This window comes from Solibacillus sp. iso_87 (assembly GCF_056173085.1).
Window position 1 is genome coordinate 2,001,385 of record NZ_CM149656.1, and the last position, 16,037, is coordinate 2,017,421.

The window sequence follows — 16,037 nt, forward strand, 5'->3', positions numbered from 1 at the left end:
TGTGAATAAGTATCTTCAAAAACACTAGCAGAAATGCCAATTCATTTATAGCACTATCTAAAATAGCACAAAAATAATCATAACACATACGTTCGCTTTTGTAAACTAAATTTGACCCCGTGCAAATTTTCATAATGTCCGCTATACTTGAAAAATCGGAATTTAAAAGGAGTTATGTCAAGATGAATGAAGTTGAAACAACATTATCAATCCAAATGAAACGAATGGCTGTAACACTGCTGGATATGCAGCAAAGCCGTTTTGTGTCTGCAAGTGAAACAATGGATTTATCCGCACTCCAATCTGAAGTGTATAATCATTTTTTTGAATCCTACATAGATGCAACAATGAATAGTACGAAATCTGTTGCATGTAAATTTTTAGACCGTGACAATGATATTTTAACGAAAATGAACCGTTATGTAGAATATCCTGATGACACCCACTTCTTATCACTGGCCAATGATTTATCAAATAAACTGTATCAAATTATGCAAACGGTATCGAACAGTAACGGTTCTGTATTTGTCGCGCATATTGAACTTATTGGAGAAGATTATATTCTTCTGCTAAAGCTGGATCCAAAAGATGCAGTACAGATCGATTTGGAAACATTGCATTTGAAAACGATCGAAAATATTTTGCCTGATGCATCCAGTCGTGTACAAAAATGTGCTCTTATTCGCATGAATTATGATCCGCTTGAAGAAAATGTTTATGTACTCGATAAGCAATCAGATGGCGAACCGGCGAAGTTCTTTATGGAAACTTTCTTGCAGGCTACTCCAATCGCATCAGACAAAAAGAAAACAAAAATGCTCATGAAGGAATTATATGAGAAAATTGCGGAATCTCTAAACGAAGAGCATACTCCCCAACTTCAACGAGCGATTGACGAAGAATTTGAACATGGTAAATATATTGAGCTCGACGCATCGGTCCATAATATTTACGAAGCGATCGCCCCACCGGAGAATCGGGAGGATTTTGTTGAGCAGGGTGCCAAGTTGTTTATCAATGAATTTACCGACCGCAATCCCGACTTTACGCCTACATTTGAAGTGAAACGCGATGATTTGCATGTCGTCTATAAATCCAATGAAGGTGAAATTCTTTTCCGTTATGATAAAGGATTGGGCAATATTGATGTAAAGCACGATCAAGTAAGCGGTACATTTACGATCACTATACGTGACGCGGATACATTAGGGTTCACGCTGCACAAAAAACCGCTATAAGCTTATTGATATTATAATAGAACATAAAAAAGGGGCTGTGTTTTTTCACAGCCCCTTTTTGCAACCTATTTAGATGTTAACGCAATAAATTCCTCAACATCTTTTTCACAAAGTGCGATTCCTTTTAACCAGAAATCTTCTTTCGTAATGTCTTCACCTAAATGCTTCATTGCCAATTCTTCAACTGTCATGATAGCTGTGTCACGCAACAGAGCCATATACTTCTCTTCGAAGCCCTTACCTTCTTCTTTTGCTTTCGCGTAAATGCTTAATGAGAACAAATATCCGAATGTGTACGGGAAGTTATAGAACGGTACACCTGTAATATAAAAGTGCATTTTTGATGCCCAGAAGTGCGGGTGTGTTTCACCTAACCCGCCTGCATGCGCTTCAATTTGAGCTTCTTCCATAAGTTCGTTCAAGCGTTTCGTTGATACAATGCCTTTTTTGCGCTCATCATAAAAACGAGTTTCAAATAAGTAACGCGCATGGATATTCATAAAGAAGGCAACAGAACGTTGAATTTTATCTTCCAGTAATGCAATCTTTTCTTGTTCAGTTGTTGCTTCTTCAACCGCTGCATCTGCAACAATCATTTCTGCAAACGTTGAAGCTGTTTCAGCAACATTCATTGCATAGCGGCGGTTCAATGGATGAACAGGACGCAAAGCATACGAATGAAAAGCATGTCCCAGTTCATGTGCAAGTGTCGAAACATTTGACATCGAGCCGGAGTATGTCATGAATATACGAGATTGCTCTGATAATGGCATTCCTGTACAGAAACCGCCCGGACGTTTATTATCACGGTCTTCCGCTTCGATCCACCCATCTTCAAATGCTGAACGTGCAAAGCTTTCCATTTCCGAACCAAAGCGGCCGAAATGCTTCAGGATGAACTCGGCACCCTCCTGATAAGACATAGTTGCTTTTGAATCCGTAACCGGTGCATCAAAGTCAAACCAGTCCAATTGCTCTGTACCTAATAGATTTGCTTTGTGCTGTAAATAACCTGCAAATGTCGCCTTACGAGATGTAATGGCACCCCACATTGCATCGATTGTTTCCTGCTTCATACGGTTAATTTGAAGCGGCTCTTTTGTTACTGAGTCCCAGCCTCGCTTTTTATAGACGGCTAAACGGAAACCTGCTAAGTGATTCAATGTTTTTGCAAAGAACTCTTCTCGTTCTGTAAATACTTTTTCCAATGCTTCAAATGCCGCTTTTCGAACTGTACGGTCTTTATGTGAACTTAAATTGTTCGCTTGTCCAACTGACAGTAATTTCTTTTCGCCATCCACTTCTACTTCCACTTTAATATCGCCGATCAGCATGTTATAAAGTTGGCCCCAAGAACTGTACCCATCAACACCTAAAGCTGAAATTAGCGCTTCTTCTTCTTCGGATAATGACTCTTTTGATTTTTCGCGCCATTCCGTTAAGATGAATTCGAATTGAGCTAATTCTTCTGTCTGCAATAATGCTTCGAAAGTTGACTGTTCAATTTTACCCAATTTTTGATTGAAGCTTTCTAAGATAGGAGATGAATTTGCCGCAATACCGGATAATTGGCCTTGCAATAATAATGCATCACGATCTGTCGTGTCTTGTGCAGTTAAGCAAGAAAGTACCGCCCCTGCCTGAGAAATATGCAGCATTACTTCTTTGATGCTTTCCAATATCGATTGAATTTCTAATGCGGCATCACTATTTTGCGGAACTTCGAATTTGTCGATTTTCTCTTTTAATACTTCTAGTTTAGGAGTCAAACTTTCAATATGCTCGATTAATTGTGGAGAAGCACTACCACCAGGGAAAAACACATCCAAATCCCAAACTTCAGGATATTTAACATTCACCATTCTATTACCTACTTTCTGAATTATATTTCAATTCTTATTTTACTAAAAAATAAGTTAAAATGCTCGAAAATATTTCGGTTTAAGAAATAAAAAAAGCTAGCCTTTGTAATTGGCTAGCTTCAGCATTATAAAATTGGTGATAATAAACGCGAAACGGATTCTCGAATTTTCGTCCAATTTTTGCGCTCATCATATTGCTCCTTCGTTAATTCAAAACTGTCATTAATATCTGCCTCAAACAGCTCTCTGCATTGTATCGCCAAATTAGCATCATATAGAATGGCGTTAATTTCAAAATTCAGGCTAAAACTTCGGACATCAATATTTGCCGTACCAATTGTCGCCACTTCATCGTCAATGACAATCATTTTTGCATGAAGGAAGCCCTTTTTATAACGGTATACTCGACCGCCAACCTCCAACAAGTCGCCGCTGTATGCAGAATTGGCTCCATATACAAAGGGATGATCGGTTACTTCGGGTGTCATAATGCGCACATCAACGCCTGATGAAGCAGCAATTTGAACCGCATGCATAAATGGTTCGTCCGGTACAAAATATGGCGATTGAATATAAACATACTTTTTGGCACTTAAAATCATCCGGATATAGCTGTTTTTAATCGATTCAAAATCCGTATCAGGGCCACTCGATACGATTTGAACAGGTGTGTCCGCATCTACTGTAAACGTTGGAAAATATCTTTGTTCGATTTCAGTCAGCTCTTCTTTTCTCGCCTGGTACCAGTCAAATAGAAAATGTGCCTGCATGTTATAGACAGAATTGCCTTCGATTCTCAAATGCGTATCGCGCCAATATCCGATTTCATCATCCAAACAGGCATATTCATTTCCGACATTAAACCCTCCGATATATCCTACCTTGCCGTCAATAATAATGAGTTTCCGGTGATTACGAAAATTGATACGCGGATTAAACAGCTTAAAATACGATGAAAAATACGCTTCCACCTGCCCACCGGCATCCGTTAATTTTTTCAGATCTTTTTTGCGTAATGTCCGAGAACCTAAATCGTCGTACATCATCTGCACTTCAATGCCCTCTTTTGCTTTTTTAACGAGCGCATTAAAAATACTTTTACCGACATCATCCATTTTATAGATGTAGTACTGAATATGAATGGTCTGTTTTGCATTTTCGATATCTTCAATAACCGAGCGGAATTTTTCTTTCCCTTCGGACAGTATTTTGACATCATTTTTCGAACTCAATAGAGAATGGTTATAATCGACGTTCATCTTAATTAATGGTGCATGTTTTTTAGTAATGGCATTTGGAAATTCGTATGTTCCCTCTTCCAACGCATTTTTTTGATCCTGGAATATTTCCAGTGTTTCCTCCTGCTGTACCGCATGCCACCTTACAAAATGTTTCTTCTGTAAATTCCGACCTATTAGTAAATATAATATAAAGCCAAAAATCGGTAAGAAAAAGAGTACGAATAACCATGCCCATGTAGATGAAGCGCTTTTTCGGCTGATAAATATTAATACGAGGGCAAATAATATGTTTAATGCAAATAAGGTGACGGTTAAAATACCAGTGACTGTCATGTAATTCATCTCTTTTCATTATTTAATTATTAAGAGAAAGCAACTACTAAATGTTATAAATTACTAGTTTTTTCTACTATTTTACTATTCCCTGTAAATATACATTTAAGACATATAAATATATATTTTTAAGGAATAGATTCACTTTTGGGGTGAGAATTGTAATTATAGTGAAAATGAAAATACCGCTTACCGGATAAGTAAGCGATAACACGGTTTAACACTTTTTTCCCCCTCATTTTCCTGTTTAGCTTTTTTCAAACTGTAATACAATGAGTAGCGCTGTAATCCTTTTGCACCCTCAATTGCTTTCGCTGCAAATTGGTCATATATCTCAATATCACTTTCTACTAATGCTAATTGGGCATCAACCGCGTCATTCATCCACGCTTTCTTTAATGGATAACTTTTTGCCATATCTCGATTTCCCAATAACGCGGCAATGATGGCCTTTCCATATGGTCCATTTGGTGTACCCATCAGTTTATCCGCAAAATGCTCCGCACGACCAAAATCGTTAAGACGGATTGCCCGGTTCATTTCATATGTATGTTTAATAATGGGTTGCTTGTAATGCGCGATAATGCGATCCATAGCCTCGAGTTCCTCTTCTTTTGTCCCGTTTTCTATGACAAGGATATAATTTAGCATTGGATCTTTTTTATGCTTTTCGATGTACTTTTTTATTTTCAGCAGATTCGTTGAAGCAAATGCAATGTAATACATATAGCCGATGGAACAAAGTGCAAATAGGACAATTATTGATAAGCTTACAGAGAATGGCCAATCCAACATTGCACTAATTACCCCTACTGCTACTCCTAAAATAATGACATAAATCCAGTTAATCAATTTCTCACTTCCTCTTCGTTACTTCATACATTATAGCGCAATCTCCCTTACAATCAATGACTGTTCAATTTTACCGTTTACATGAAAAAGCAGATGCACAAAAACTGTGCATCTACTATAAATTATCTCAATTTCTTTATGCTTTTTGATATTTGCTTCCATTTACGTTTTTCCGCAAGCTGGGCATCTGTATTCGACTTTTTCTCGATATAGGCAAGTTCCCGCTGCAGTTTAAAGAAGCTCGTCAACCTTGCTGCATCAAGTGCTCCTTCTTCAACTGCCTGCAATACAGCACAACCGGGTTCATTTTTATGCTTGCAGTCGCGGAATCTGCAGTTTTCTGTAAGCTGTTCAATATCGGAAAAACTTGCATTTAGACTGTCCCCCTGATCCCATAGCTGCAACTCCCGCATTCCGGGAGTGTCGATCAGGCAAGCACCGGATGGTAAAACAACAAGTTCCCGGTGTGTCGTCGTATGGCGGCCTTTTGCAACATCTTCTCGAATTGTGGACACTTTCATTTGGTCGGTATTTAACAAAGCGTTCGTAAGTGTTGACTTCCCTGCACCGGAAGAGCCGAGTAATGCCGCAGTTTTCCCTTCAGTTAACAACGTATTTAATGAAGCCATTCCTTCACCCGTCTGCGCACTCACCGTCAAAATATCCACACCGAAAGCAACCGATTCGACTTCTTTTAAATACGGCGTGACATCCTCACATAAATCCGCTTTCGTTAATACAATAACCGGTGTTGCCCCTGAATCCCATGCAGCTACTAAATAACGTTCTAAACGGCGTATATTGAAGTCATCATTTAAACTCATAACAAGTAAAATGAGATCAACATTTGTTGCGACGATTTGTTCATCAACTTCAAGACCTGCCATTTTTCTTGTGAATTTGGATTTTCGATCAAATAAATGGTGAATAATAGCACGCTCTTCTCCCGGCATTTGTTCAATACCGACAAAATCGCCAACAGCCGGGTAATCTTTTCTTGAAAAGGCGTGGTATGCAAAGTTTCCGGACACCGTTGCCAAATATTCACCCTGTTCTGTCAGGACACGGTAAGAATGTTTATGTTCGAGTATGACGCGTCCAACAAGCTTAGTCGTCATATCATTCGATAATGTTTGTAGTTGTGTTTCAAAGAATGCTGTAAAACCTAATTGTTGTAAATTCAATGGAATTGCCTCCTAGTGGCGTATGATAATATTTTTGTTTTTCAGGCAAACAAAAAACCTTATGACCAGCAATTTTGCCCGTCATAAGGTTTCATACGCACAGTTAAGAAGCGTGACTCTTCTATATTAGAAGGCACTTTTGTGGCGAATGTCATATGACAAGCATAATTGCATTGATTCAATCTCATGTAATTTAGTCATATTCATCACCATCTTTCTCCATTAGTTATTCCAACTATAACAATAGATAGAATGTTTTGTCAATACAGTTCTTAACTATTTTTTTATCAAAGTATTGGTTTACATCTCTTTAAAAGATTGGGAAAATGTAAGCGAAGAAAAAAACGCAATTATTAAGGAGTAATGATAATGAACATTCAACTAATACAATGTACTACCGAAAATTTAGACGCTTTACAAACAATCAGCCGGGATACGTTTTATGAAACGTTTCATGAGCAAAACAGCGAGGAAAGTATGACGGCTTATTTGAACACAGCTTTTTCATCAGAAAAACTGACAGCTGAGCTTGAAAATAAACACTCTCTATTTAAGTTACTGTATGTAAACAAAGAGCTGGCAGGGTATCTAAAAGTCACTATAGAAGAAGCCCAGTCCGAACAATTAGGGCCGGATATACTTGAAGTAGAGCGAATTTATATTTTGAGCCGTTTTCAGAAACTCGGTTTAGGGAAAGTATTGATGGATGATGCGATCAAACTGGCCAATGAAAAGAATAAAAACAAAATTTGGCTCGGCGTGTGGGAAAAAAATATGAATGCCATTGCGTTTTATGAAAAAGCGGGCTTTGAAAAAACAGGCTCCCATTCATTTTTCATGGGTGAAGAAGAACAAATCGATTTTATTATGACAAAACAATTGTGAGGGAGGACGATGTACATTCCAAAACAGTATCAGTTAACAAATGATCAAAGGATTCATCAGATTATTAAAGAATATAGTTTTGCGACAGTTATTTCCATTCATCAGGGGGTACCGGAAGCCACTCATTTACCGCTCTATTTAAGTGAAGATGGAAAGTTTCTATACGGTCATTTTGGACGTGCCAACACACAGTGGAAAGATATTCTCGATCAACAGGTGCTCGCAGTTTTTAATGGACCGCATAGCTACATCTCCTCTTCCTGGTACGAAACAAAAGATTCAGTACCAACGTGGAATTATGTATCTGTTCATGTAAAGGGGCTTATCGAAATGATGGAGGATGAAGAAGAAATCCGGAGATCTCTTCAACATTTAGTTGAGAAGTACGAAACTCCAAATAGCTCCTATAATGTAAATGATGTTGACTCCAAATATATGACCGGCTTATTGAAAGGCATTGTGCCGTTCAAATTACGAATAAGTTCCATTGAAGCTGCGGCAAAATTGAGCCAAGGTCATTCGAAAGAACGCCAAAAACTCGTCATCGATGAATTACTAAAAAGAAATGACGGTTTTGATGAAGTTATCGCTAAATTAATGATGGAAAATTAACGTATTGTAAAATGTTAGAATTATTTAAATAGTCTTATATTTTAATTGACACCTTTCCCCTGATATGGTAAATTTATCTCGAATTCAAGGTAAAGAATTTCTTGGATTTATAATAGTTGGGAGGAATTTATCATGGCAAAATGGCAAATCGATCAGGCACACTCAACAATTGGTTTTGAAGTCAAGCATATGATGGTGTCGAAGGTTAAAGGTCAGTTTACTAATTATTCAGCGGATGTAGAAGTTGATAATTTAGAAGATTTAACATCGGCTCAAATTGAAATTGCTATCGATACGACGAGTATTAATACAAGCAATGAAGATCGTGACAACCACTTAAAATCAGCGGAATTCTTTGATATTGAGCAATTCCCTGACATTAAATTTAAATCGACAAACATTACAAAAGATGGTGATGATTATAAAGTTTCAGGTGATTTGACGATTAAAGATGTAACAAAACCGGCAGTATTTGCTGTGGAATATGGTGGTAAAGGAACAAATCCATGGGGCGTTGAAGTTTATGGTTTTGAAGCGGAAACGAAAATTGACCGTGAAGAATTCGGCCTTACTTGGAATGCAGCACTTGAAACAGGCGGCGTATTAGTCGGTAAAGATATTAAGATTAAAGTGGAACTTGAATTAAACCCAGCACAATAATTATTTATGAGCAGCCGTTGCTATTTTGGAAACGGCTGTTTTTTTTGCAACTTTCTATTTTATACAGCGTCAAATGTTAAAACAATATTTTCCAGTTGGTTGAGAGGTGCTTTTTTGCGGAATTTTTGGTCTGCCATTACAATCTTCAGTTTCTGTCTAGCCTTTATCGGTGTTTGCTTTTATTTAATGAGTACAACATTATGGACGTTTTCCTATACAACACTTATTGTTGTCGCCCTTCTTTTTGTGCTGATTATATATACGTTACTACAGGAATATAAGCAATTGTCACGCTTAAAAAAAGTGGTTACCTTTTTCGTAAATACAATCTCCATTGTATTTACATCAATCATTATTTTATTTTTCTCATTAAAAATCGTTGTCTATTCATTTGGGGGTACAGAACATCTGTTAACATCTTATTCACTAAACATGGGCTATACTTTGGATTTCTATGCTTTTGATGCAGGGGCGATGGGATCGTTTGGTATCCGTGGAGAACTTGATGGTCCTTTTGGATTTAAAAAGCAGGTTTATTATGAAAGGCATGCCAATGAAGCGAATATTCAATGGCTGACCAATGAGATTGTCGTTATTAATGGGCACGAACTCAATTTAAAAAACGGAGAATCATTTGGCTATAAAATTAATACGAGGTGAAGTTAATGCAAACAGCAATTATTTTTGATATGGATGGCACTTTATTTCAAACAAATGTTATTTTAGAGCCGGCGCTCGAGCGTACATTTGAATATTTACGTCAAAATAATCTATGGTCAGGTGCTACCCCTATCGAGAAATACCGAGAAATAATGGGTGTCCCTCTCAATGTTGTTTGGAAATCGTTGTGTCCCGATCATTCCGATAAAATTCGTGAAAAGAGCAATCATTATTTTCAGGCGGTACTTATTGAAGAAATCCGACAAGGCAACGGTGCACTTTACGAAAACGTATTGCCGACAATTCAAACGTTGAGTGAATCTTACCCCTTATATATTGCAAGTAATGGCGAAACGGCTTATTTACAAACAATTATGTCAACTTATAATTTAGAACGGTGGATAAAGGGATGCTATAGTATCGATATAATTCCTTCAAAAAATAAATCACATCTTGTTGAACATATAATGATGGAACAGGATATAGTCAGCGGTTTTGTCGTTGGTGACCGCGCATCCGATATTAACGCAGCAATTGATAACAATCTAATTGCCATTGCAGTTAACTTTGATTTCGCCCAACTTGAAGAAATAAAAAAAGCCCATCATATCGTAGAACAGTTTCCGCAACTAATCGACATTATAAACACCTATCGAACACCTATAGTGGAGGGATAACATGACAAACTCGACTAGAAGCTCGGATATGCTTAAATTAAGCAGCATATTTGCGCTCATTGGACTACTATTAATTATTTTTAACGGAAGAATTGCCAATACATTTGGTTCAATTTGGATACATTCTCTCGGGGGTATGTCAGATACGAATGAATACATATTTATAAAAACGAGTTATGCCAATGCATCCCTTGTTATTGGCGGGATATTATTGAGCATTAGTTTAATCGCTATGCTGTTCAGCTGGTATCAGCTTAGAAGCTAAACAAAAAAGCATCGATTTTTAATTCGATGCTTTTTTACGTATATTGAGATGAAATTTATTTGTTTTTACTTCTATATTTTTCATGTACAGATGTTTCCTGAACTGGTTCGTCAGGTATACGGTTATATGATTCTTTTTCGGTCGCAACATTTGTTTCTTTTTGCTGATTCCCTTCTACGTGACTGCGTTCATTATAAGATTTCATCTCTTCATCATTACGTTCATCCGGCAAACGGTTATATGATTCTTTAACCGTCTCAGCAGTTTTATCCTGCTTCATGTTATCTTCTACATGGCTGCGTTCATTGTAGTCTTTTAATTTTGCTTCATCACGCTCATCCGGTAAGCGGTTATACGATTTTTTATTCGTTTCTAGGCTTTTTTTTTCCTCGTTCCCTTCGACATGACTGCGTTCATTGTAGTTTTCTATTTTCTTATCATCACGCTCATCCGGTAAACGGTTAAACGATTCTTTATTCGTTTTAAGCAATAAATCATCTTTCATTGATTCGTTTTGTACATTTACGTGATTCGTTTCATCAAATTTTTCTACTTTCTCGTCTTTACGTTCATCAGGTAAGCGGTTATATGATTTTTTGTTTGTTTCAGATTCTTTGTTTCCCATTTTGCATTCCTCCTACTATATACATGTAGCTAACGATGATTGAAGCGTGATAGTCATCTTTTCCCTTTAATAACTAGATAAAAACATGCTGTGAAACTGGCCCCGTATGAAAACATTTCATACCTGGTCCACTACATTGTTTGAAGTTTGCATTTTTGCGCAAATAACAATGAATTCCACCAACTGCAAGAACAGAGTCTTACATTTCAGCCGGTTCATATCGCCCGGTATTTTTTCGAAATGGATTAATTGATGGACTAAATAATCCAATTTATGATGATGACCAGTAGCGATTTCAAAATGGCCTATATCCATTGGAAAAGGACGGTTTAACATTTCATAATGCAGTACCGTATAATGCCATGGTTCCTTACTTATAACTTTAATATCAATCGCCATATTAGGTCCGGCATGGAGGATTACCCCTTTATGTAAAGCGTATACTTCACCATTCAGCGAAAAATTTGCACTACCCGACAGTGTAATAACAAGTCCATTTAAACAGGGTGCTGTATTACGATTGTGATCATGTACATTAGGACCTAAACTTATAACAAATAAATCTGCATATTCAATCGTTGAGTTGGCGAAATATTTTATTAAATCGTTCGTTTGAATTCTCCTCACCTGTTATATTATTCATCATTATGCGAATGATAATCATTTTCAATAAGGGTACAATACTATGACCAGAAAATTCAACATATTTTTACAACTTGAGTGAATTAATGCAATTCTTCATACAAATCTTATTAGAAAATACACTAAGGAGATCTCGTTTTACATTATTAATTCTATATTTTCCGAAAATAATGTTGATAGATTTAAATCGATGATTTATAGTTATTGTATTTTAAAGGAATTGAGGTAAGCGGAACGTGTTTTATGTAATTCAATTTATTCTTGGCGGTATAGTGATGCTGCTCGCTTCTTGGTTAAGCAAATCGAATTTGCATTTTTTATCCGGTATTATTACATTGCTTCCGATATTAACGTTGCTTAATATGCGGCTGCAAATGAAAAATATGACGGATGAAACATTTCATATTGTGCAGCAAAACGCCATTTTCGGAGCTGTCGGTATGGTATTATTTACTGTACTTGTTTTTTATTTTTCAGGTTTGTGGAAGCCTAGTTATGCTATTTTAGGAGCCCTTTCAATCTATATCATTTTCATGGTCGCCGGCAGACCTTTACTTACTTTATTTCAATCATAATTCATATTTTTATGGAGTTCCCAAAAATAAAACGCATGGACCAGTTACTTTTGTAATCAGATCCATGCGCTTTTAATTTATTGATAAAACGGTTTTACTTCGTAACCGCTTTCCTCTAGGTGATAGCGGATATTTTTATCAACTAAAAAGTGACCCGCGCCGACAACGACAAAGAAAGTCCCTTTCTGTTCTTCCAATAAATCAACAAGCTTTGCGGCCATTTCTGCATCACGTTTACCGAAGAGCATCTGATTGAACTCAGATGTGTCTCCTTCCATTTCAGTTAAGCTTTCCGCAAACTTTTCCACATCACCTTTGACCCAATTCGTGAACCAGTCTGCCATTAACTGAACATCTTCTTCAGACTGTTCAGTTGGCTCCAAAATACCGTCAAGTGCAGCTACTAACGATTCTTCCTGTGCTTCTGGCGATAATGCTTCAAACATATCGACTTGTGCATTGATTCCTTCCAGCTCATAAATAGGTTTTTGCTGTAAGTAAGCACTTAATAAAAATTGCATATCTACTCCATGCATCGCCATTTCTTCTGCTGTTAAACCAAATGCCCCGTCCATCATCATTGTTGAAAAATTATTTGAAAGTAGCCATGGCTTTTGCATTTCCAGCTCTTCGATAGGCATTTCAAGCTGTGCTGCAACCTTTTGAAGTTTCGCATACGTTTCTTCACTTACAACATCTTTAATCGTACGTCCATCATTAAACATTGCCTTTTCAATATAATAATCCATACCCGTAGGATCTAATAAGTTCGCCTCAACGAAAAGGCCGTCCGACTCATCAAAGGCTTTTGTCAGTTTTTTATGCATCGGGTACAGATCCGGTGTTCCTACATGAATTGATCCAAGCATATACACTTTTGTATCTTCATCTTCCACTACCCATGCAACACCTTTCGCACCGGCATTTGCCTGCTCAAATGTATTCTGGATTAGGCGTACGGCGAAAATAACCGCATGTTGTGTTGTAGCTTTTTGATCGAGCATCAAGCCTTTTTCAGAACCTTGTAAAATTTTATGTTTCTGCATATATGTAACAGCATCTTCAACTGTATCTAATTTATATTGTCCGACAATATTATAAAGGCGGTTAATAATATCGCCTCGTGTGCCATCACCTTTTACAGCGACTGGATTGAATTTTTCATTTTTATCCAAATTTAAACTTGCAATTTTTTGTGCAGTTAGCTCAATTAATGAATCTAAACGCTCCGTTGTAATCGCTGTACGGAAGCCATCATAGTACCATTCAATCGGGAAAATCCCGTATTTCTCACCTTCATTTAATGTACCGAGTGCCCAGCTGCTAATATCCGGTGTTACTTCATCAGCTTTAACGGCAGGCAAAATCGAAGTTAGCATCACTGTAGTCCCCAATGTTGTAGCCAAAACGGTTTTAGTCATCTTTTTCATTCAAACATCCTCCTGAATTAGAAAGTTATTTCCAATTGGTTTTATGAAATAAATGGGAGAGACAATGGAGAAATTCAGCTTAAGATCATTTTCCATTTAAATCTATTTCATCTGATAAGTGTAACATAAATTTATTTATATATAGAATATTTTGGCATTTAAATTTTTTATTGATGTATCTACTTTATTTTTTAATTGCTGTACTAATTATTTGCTATAGATAATATGACATAAACAAAAATAACTATATTTTTCGAAATAATATTAAGCTGATTAATTTTTGATTAATCGGGTATTTTAACAGTAGTTACAAGAAAGGTGGTTTACATTCATGAAAAAATTTGCATTAATTTGCGCATTAAGTACAACTGCATTGTTAGTAGGCTGTGGTGACAGCGAAGAAGCAACCAATTTGCCTGAAAATGCACCGACAGAACAGAATACAATGAATCAGACAAGTACTGTAACAGAAACAACGGATGCCCCATTTAACTTTACTCACTTTGATTTGGATATCCAGTATGCGGATGATAAAAGTTATGAAGTGAGTTATGAAAATGAAGCATCTCGAGCGGAAGCACAAATTGAAGATGAAGTTAACAAAACAAAATTAGAAGGTAACGAAGCAACGAACAAATTGGTACCGATTTTCGAAGGGTTTACATTCGATAAGAATACACCAGATGATGAAGTAATTGATGAGGTACTGCAAAAATTTGAACAACCTGACAGCTTTTTGGAAGTGGAAATAGAAATTAAATTTGCTGATGGGACAATAAAAGAGTACCGTCGTGTAGCACAGCAATAATAAAAGGGGTGGGACAGAAGCTGAAATTTTATAAGTACCTTCTTTCCGCCCAGTTTAAAAGCCGTTATCTCTCAGAGAAAAACGGCTTTTTAGGTTATCGTCTTACTACTGTAATTTGTCGTTCAATTTAAATCATCTCTGCAATCTGTAATGATTTGTATAATACTTTTGCCATTTGTGAACGCGTCAGATTTCCATTCGGATCAAATTGGCCATTTTCCTTACCATCAAAAATCCCTAATTCGTATGCTGTTGCAACAAAATAACGATCAGATGTTGAAAGCTGTTTAAAATCGGTAAATGGAACGTTATTTAAATCAGGGTCTGAAATTGGAATTCCTGCATATAGAAGTACTCATATTGATAATATAGCCGCATCTTTTCGTGTAACATCTTTTCGGCATTAAAGTAATTTGAATTTGGTTGCTCAAGTATACCTGCTTCCAACAGCGCTTCTATAGAGCTTTCATACCACTTTCCATGGACATCTCGATATGAAGAACCTTCATTTGTCGTTATATTCATCGAACGAGCAATCATAGCAGCATATTGTGCCAATGTTACTTTGGCATTTGGTTTGTAAAATCCGTTCTCTACTCCTGATACGATTTTACGTTTCGCCAACTGTTCAATTTCATATCGTTGTCCACCTGTATGAATATCAAAAAATTGGACTCGACTATTTGTAGCTGTAAATTGTGCGGATGTTTTCGTTTTTATCATAAATTTATTGGCTATTTTTCTGTATGGCGTTGCTATATAATCCCCACCGTCATGCAACCGGACAATTGTTGCTGATGAAGGCAGGCCTTTTACTTCTATATCAATATAGGAAGAAAATTCATAGCTTTCATCATACATATTTGCCGTAAACAGTAGGGATTCTTCATTCATTTCTTCAATTGTCATGTCAAAACATCATTATTAGTTGTCTTTCGCACTGCATCTTTCGGGATTGAAAGTGTAATATTATCTGAAACAGTTATTTTCGTGTTCGTATAACGATTCATTTTGGACAAAGGCATTACTACTGTGTACATTTGATCTCTTTTTGTAACGTCTATATTTGCCGGATATTCGTTTGGCTTGTCCCTATCATTCTCATAGTAAGGGTCCCATCCATAAGAATTATTGCGTTGTACTTCTTCGATATACAGTAGATCATGGTATTTGGAAACAAAGGTTTGCTGTAAAGCAGTTAACCCGCTGTACCTTACACGTACGGATGCTACTTGTTCCTGTAAAGAGTTTGTCGACAATTCGGAAATTTCATTTATTACTTGCTGTGCGATCGGCGATTGTTTGCTGGTGAAAATAAGTCTCATACTCATGCTTTTTCTCATTCATAAGTGGTGTTAACAACATCCGAAAATCATATGGCAATAATTGATACGCCTGCATGGTAGTTTCATAATTGTAAACATAACTGCTGTTCTGTACAGATAATTGTTCAAGTTTAAGTTGTACTGCTTTCATTTTAGCCATGTT

The 16,037-nt window shown here is 36.8% G+C and carries 20 protein-coding genes; 9 read left to right on the plus strand and 11 right to left on the minus strand.

The genetic code is table 11. The annotated features are described in order from the left end of the window. Positions 1 to 182: 182 nt before the first annotated feature. Positions 183 to 1,238 carry a nucleoid-associated protein gene (locus AC0VXV_RS09970; protein ID WP_475527989.1) on the plus strand — a complete coding sequence of 352 codons (1,056 nt, stop codon included), beginning with the start codon at positions 183 to 185 and terminating at the stop codon, positions 1,236 to 1,238. 65 nt (positions 1,239 to 1,303) lie between these two features. On the opposite strand, the gene AC0VXV_RS09975 is transcribed toward AC0VXV_RS09970, so the two are convergent. The 4 genes from AC0VXV_RS09975 to rsgA form a co-directional block, all read right to left on the minus strand. Next, positions 1,304 to 3,100 (minus strand): M3 family oligoendopeptidase, encoded by a 1,797-nt coding sequence (locus tag AC0VXV_RS09975; RefSeq protein ID WP_475527990.1) that lies wholly within the window; start codon positions 3,098 to 3,100, stop codon positions 1,304 to 1,306. Positions 3,101 to 3,225: 125 nt separating this feature from the next. Further along, the gene (cls, locus tag AC0VXV_RS09980; RefSeq protein WP_475527991.1) at positions 3,226 to 4,674 is read right to left on the minus strand and encodes a cardiolipin synthase; all 1,449 of its coding nucleotides are present in this window, start codon (positions 4,672 to 4,674) and stop codon (positions 3,226 to 3,228) included. A gap of 189 nt (positions 4,675 to 4,863) precedes the next feature. Further along, complete coding sequence (locus AC0VXV_RS09985; protein WP_475527992.1) at positions 4,864 to 5,526, minus strand: hypothetical protein; 663 nt, start codon at positions 5,524 to 5,526, stop codon at positions 4,864 to 4,866. 122 nt (positions 5,527 to 5,648) lie between these two features. Further along, a complete protein-coding gene (gene rsgA / locus AC0VXV_RS09990; protein ID WP_475527993.1) occupies positions 5,649 to 6,710 on the minus strand; it encodes a ribosome small subunit-dependent GTPase A in 1,062 nt (353 codons plus the stop codon). Between the two features lie 369 nt (positions 6,711 to 7,079). Here rsgA and AC0VXV_RS09995 point away from each other — a divergent pair, with 369 nt between their 5' ends. The 6 genes from AC0VXV_RS09995 to AC0VXV_RS10020 all read left to right on the plus strand — a co-directional run bounded on the left by AC0VXV_RS09995 (position 7,080) and on the right by AC0VXV_RS10020 (position 10,469). Beyond that, positions 7,080 to 7,595 carry a GNAT family N-acetyltransferase gene (locus AC0VXV_RS09995; RefSeq protein WP_475527994.1) on the plus strand — a complete coding sequence of 172 codons (516 nt, stop codon included), beginning with the start codon at positions 7,080 to 7,082 and terminating at the stop codon, positions 7,593 to 7,595. A gap of 9 nt (positions 7,596 to 7,604) precedes the next feature. Then, a complete protein-coding gene (locus AC0VXV_RS10000) occupies positions 7,605 to 8,207 on the plus strand; it encodes an FMN-binding negative transcriptional regulator (protein WP_475527996.1) in 603 nt (200 codons plus the stop codon). A 132-nt stretch (positions 8,208 to 8,339) separates the two neighbouring features. Further along, positions 8,340 to 8,867, plus strand: coding sequence for a YceI family protein (locus AC0VXV_RS10005; RefSeq protein WP_475527998.1), 528 nt, complete (start codon positions 8,340 to 8,342; stop codon positions 8,865 to 8,867). Between the two features lie 114 nt (positions 8,868 to 8,981). Then, positions 8,982 to 9,527 carry a DUF5412 family protein gene (locus tag AC0VXV_RS10010; protein ID WP_475528000.1) on the plus strand — a complete coding sequence of 182 codons (546 nt, stop codon included), beginning with the start codon at positions 8,982 to 8,984 and terminating at the stop codon, positions 9,525 to 9,527. 5 nt (positions 9,528 to 9,532) lie between these two features. Further along, positions 9,533 to 10,204, plus strand: a complete 672-nt coding sequence (locus AC0VXV_RS10015; protein ID WP_475528001.1) for an HAD hydrolase-like protein — start codon at positions 9,533 to 9,535, stop codon at positions 10,202 to 10,204. 1 nt (position 10,205) lies between these two features. Beyond that, positions 10,206 to 10,469, plus strand: coding sequence for a translation initiation factor 2 (locus AC0VXV_RS10020; protein ID WP_475528002.1), 264 nt, complete (start codon positions 10,206 to 10,208; stop codon positions 10,467 to 10,469). 55 nt (positions 10,470 to 10,524) lie between these two features. On the opposite strand, the gene AC0VXV_RS10025 is transcribed toward AC0VXV_RS10020, so the two are convergent. Both AC0VXV_RS10025 and AC0VXV_RS10030 read right to left on the minus strand, forming a co-directional pair. Further along, entirely contained in the window at positions 10,525 to 11,094 is a 570-nt protein-coding gene (locus tag AC0VXV_RS10025; protein ID WP_475528003.1) for a hypothetical protein, read from the minus strand. 117 nt (positions 11,095 to 11,211) lie between these two features. Then, positions 11,212 to 11,721, minus strand: coding sequence for an AraC family ligand binding domain-containing protein (locus AC0VXV_RS10030; protein WP_475528005.1), 510 nt, complete (start codon positions 11,719 to 11,721; stop codon positions 11,212 to 11,214). A 251-nt stretch (positions 11,722 to 11,972) separates the two neighbouring features. Between AC0VXV_RS10030 and AC0VXV_RS10035 the strand changes: the two genes are divergently transcribed. Beyond that, positions 11,973 to 12,311 (plus strand): GlpM family protein, encoded by a 339-nt coding sequence (locus AC0VXV_RS10035; RefSeq protein ID WP_475528006.1) that lies wholly within the window; start codon positions 11,973 to 11,975, stop codon positions 12,309 to 12,311. A gap of 77 nt (positions 12,312 to 12,388) precedes the next feature. Here AC0VXV_RS10035 and AC0VXV_RS10040 read toward each other — a convergent pair whose 3' ends face one another. Beyond that, the gene (locus AC0VXV_RS10040) at positions 12,389 to 13,741 is read right to left on the minus strand and encodes a TraB/GumN family protein (RefSeq protein ID WP_475528007.1); all 1,353 of its coding nucleotides are present in this window, start codon (positions 13,739 to 13,741) and stop codon (positions 12,389 to 12,391) included. 331 nt (positions 13,742 to 14,072) lie between these two features. Between AC0VXV_RS10040 and AC0VXV_RS10045 the strand changes: the two genes are divergently transcribed. Then, positions 14,073 to 14,549 carry a YusW family protein gene (locus AC0VXV_RS10045; protein ID WP_475528008.1) on the plus strand — a complete coding sequence of 159 codons (477 nt, stop codon included), beginning with the start codon at positions 14,073 to 14,075 and terminating at the stop codon, positions 14,547 to 14,549. A gap of 127 nt (positions 14,550 to 14,676) precedes the next feature. Here the strand turns inward: AC0VXV_RS10045 and AC0VXV_RS10050 are convergent, their stop codons facing one another. The 4 genes from AC0VXV_RS10050 to AC0VXV_RS10065 are packed head-to-tail and all read right to left on the minus strand — an operon-like array spanning position 14,677 to position 16,025. Beyond that, positions 14,677 to 14,886, minus strand: coding sequence for an S-layer homology domain-containing protein (locus AC0VXV_RS10050; protein WP_475531442.1), 210 nt, complete (start codon positions 14,884 to 14,886; stop codon positions 14,677 to 14,679). After that, entirely contained in the window at positions 14,862 to 15,458 is a 597-nt protein-coding gene (locus tag AC0VXV_RS10055) for an S-layer homology domain-containing protein (RefSeq protein ID WP_475528010.1), read from the minus strand. The genes AC0VXV_RS10050 and AC0VXV_RS10055 overlap by 25 nt, the downstream gene beginning before the upstream one ends. Next, positions 15,455 to 15,880, minus strand: a complete 426-nt coding sequence (locus tag AC0VXV_RS10060; protein ID WP_475528012.1) for a hypothetical protein — start codon at positions 15,878 to 15,880, stop codon at positions 15,455 to 15,457. The genes AC0VXV_RS10055 and AC0VXV_RS10060 overlap by 4 nt, the downstream gene beginning before the upstream one ends. Further along, entirely contained in the window at positions 15,819 to 16,025 is a 207-nt protein-coding gene (locus AC0VXV_RS10065; protein WP_475528014.1) for a hypothetical protein, read from the minus strand. Before AC0VXV_RS10065 ends, AC0VXV_RS10060 begins: the two co-directional genes overlap by 62 nt. Between the last annotated feature and the right edge of the window lie 12 nt (positions 16,026 to 16,037).

What these genes read in the sequence shown, in the direction of transcription:
- AC0VXV_RS09970 (WP_475527989.1), top strand. Translation starts at nt 183, where the DNA reads ATGAATGAAGTTGAAACAACATTATCAATCCAAATGAAACGAATGGCT.
- AC0VXV_RS09975 (WP_475527990.1), bottom strand. Translation starts at nt 3,100, where the DNA reads ATGGTGAATGTTAAATATCCTGAAGTTTGGGATTTGGATGTGTTTTTC.
- cls (WP_475527991.1), bottom strand. Translation starts at nt 4,674, where the DNA reads ATGACAGTCACTGGTATTTTAACCGTCACCTTATTTGCATTAAACATA.
- AC0VXV_RS09995 (WP_475527994.1), top strand. Translation starts at nt 7,080, where the DNA reads ATGAACATTCAACTAATACAATGTACTACCGAAAATTTAGACGCTTTA.
- AC0VXV_RS10000 (WP_475527996.1), top strand. Translation starts at nt 7,605, where the DNA reads ATGTACATTCCAAAACAGTATCAGTTAACAAATGATCAAAGGATTCAT.
- AC0VXV_RS10005 (WP_475527998.1), top strand. Translation starts at nt 8,340, where the DNA reads ATGGCAAAATGGCAAATCGATCAGGCACACTCAACAATTGGTTTTGAA.
- AC0VXV_RS10015 (WP_475528001.1), top strand. Translation starts at nt 9,533, where the DNA reads ATGCAAACAGCAATTATTTTTGATATGGATGGCACTTTATTTCAAACA.
- AC0VXV_RS10020 (WP_475528002.1), top strand. Translation starts at nt 10,206, where the DNA reads ATGACAAACTCGACTAGAAGCTCGGATATGCTTAAATTAAGCAGCATA.
- AC0VXV_RS10025 (WP_475528003.1), bottom strand. Translation starts at nt 11,094, where the DNA reads ATGGGAAACAAAGAATCTGAAACAAACAAAAAATCATATAACCGCTTA.
- AC0VXV_RS10040 (WP_475528007.1), bottom strand. Translation starts at nt 13,741, where the DNA reads ATGAAAAAGATGACTAAAACCGTTTTGGCTACAACATTGGGGACTACA.
- AC0VXV_RS10045 (WP_475528008.1), top strand. Translation starts at nt 14,073, where the DNA reads ATGAAAAAATTTGCATTAATTTGCGCATTAAGTACAACTGCATTGTTA.
- AC0VXV_RS10055 (WP_475528010.1), bottom strand. Translation starts at nt 15,458, where the DNA reads ATGACAATTGAAGAAATGAATGAAGAATCCCTACTGTTTACGGCAAAT.
- AC0VXV_RS10060 (WP_475528012.1), bottom strand. Translation starts at nt 15,880, where the DNA reads ATGAGTATGAGACTTATTTTCACCAGCAAACAATCGCCGATCGCACAG.
- AC0VXV_RS10065 (WP_475528014.1), bottom strand. Translation starts at nt 16,025, where the DNA reads ATGAAAGCAGTACAACTTAAACTTGAACAATTATCTGTACAGAACAGC.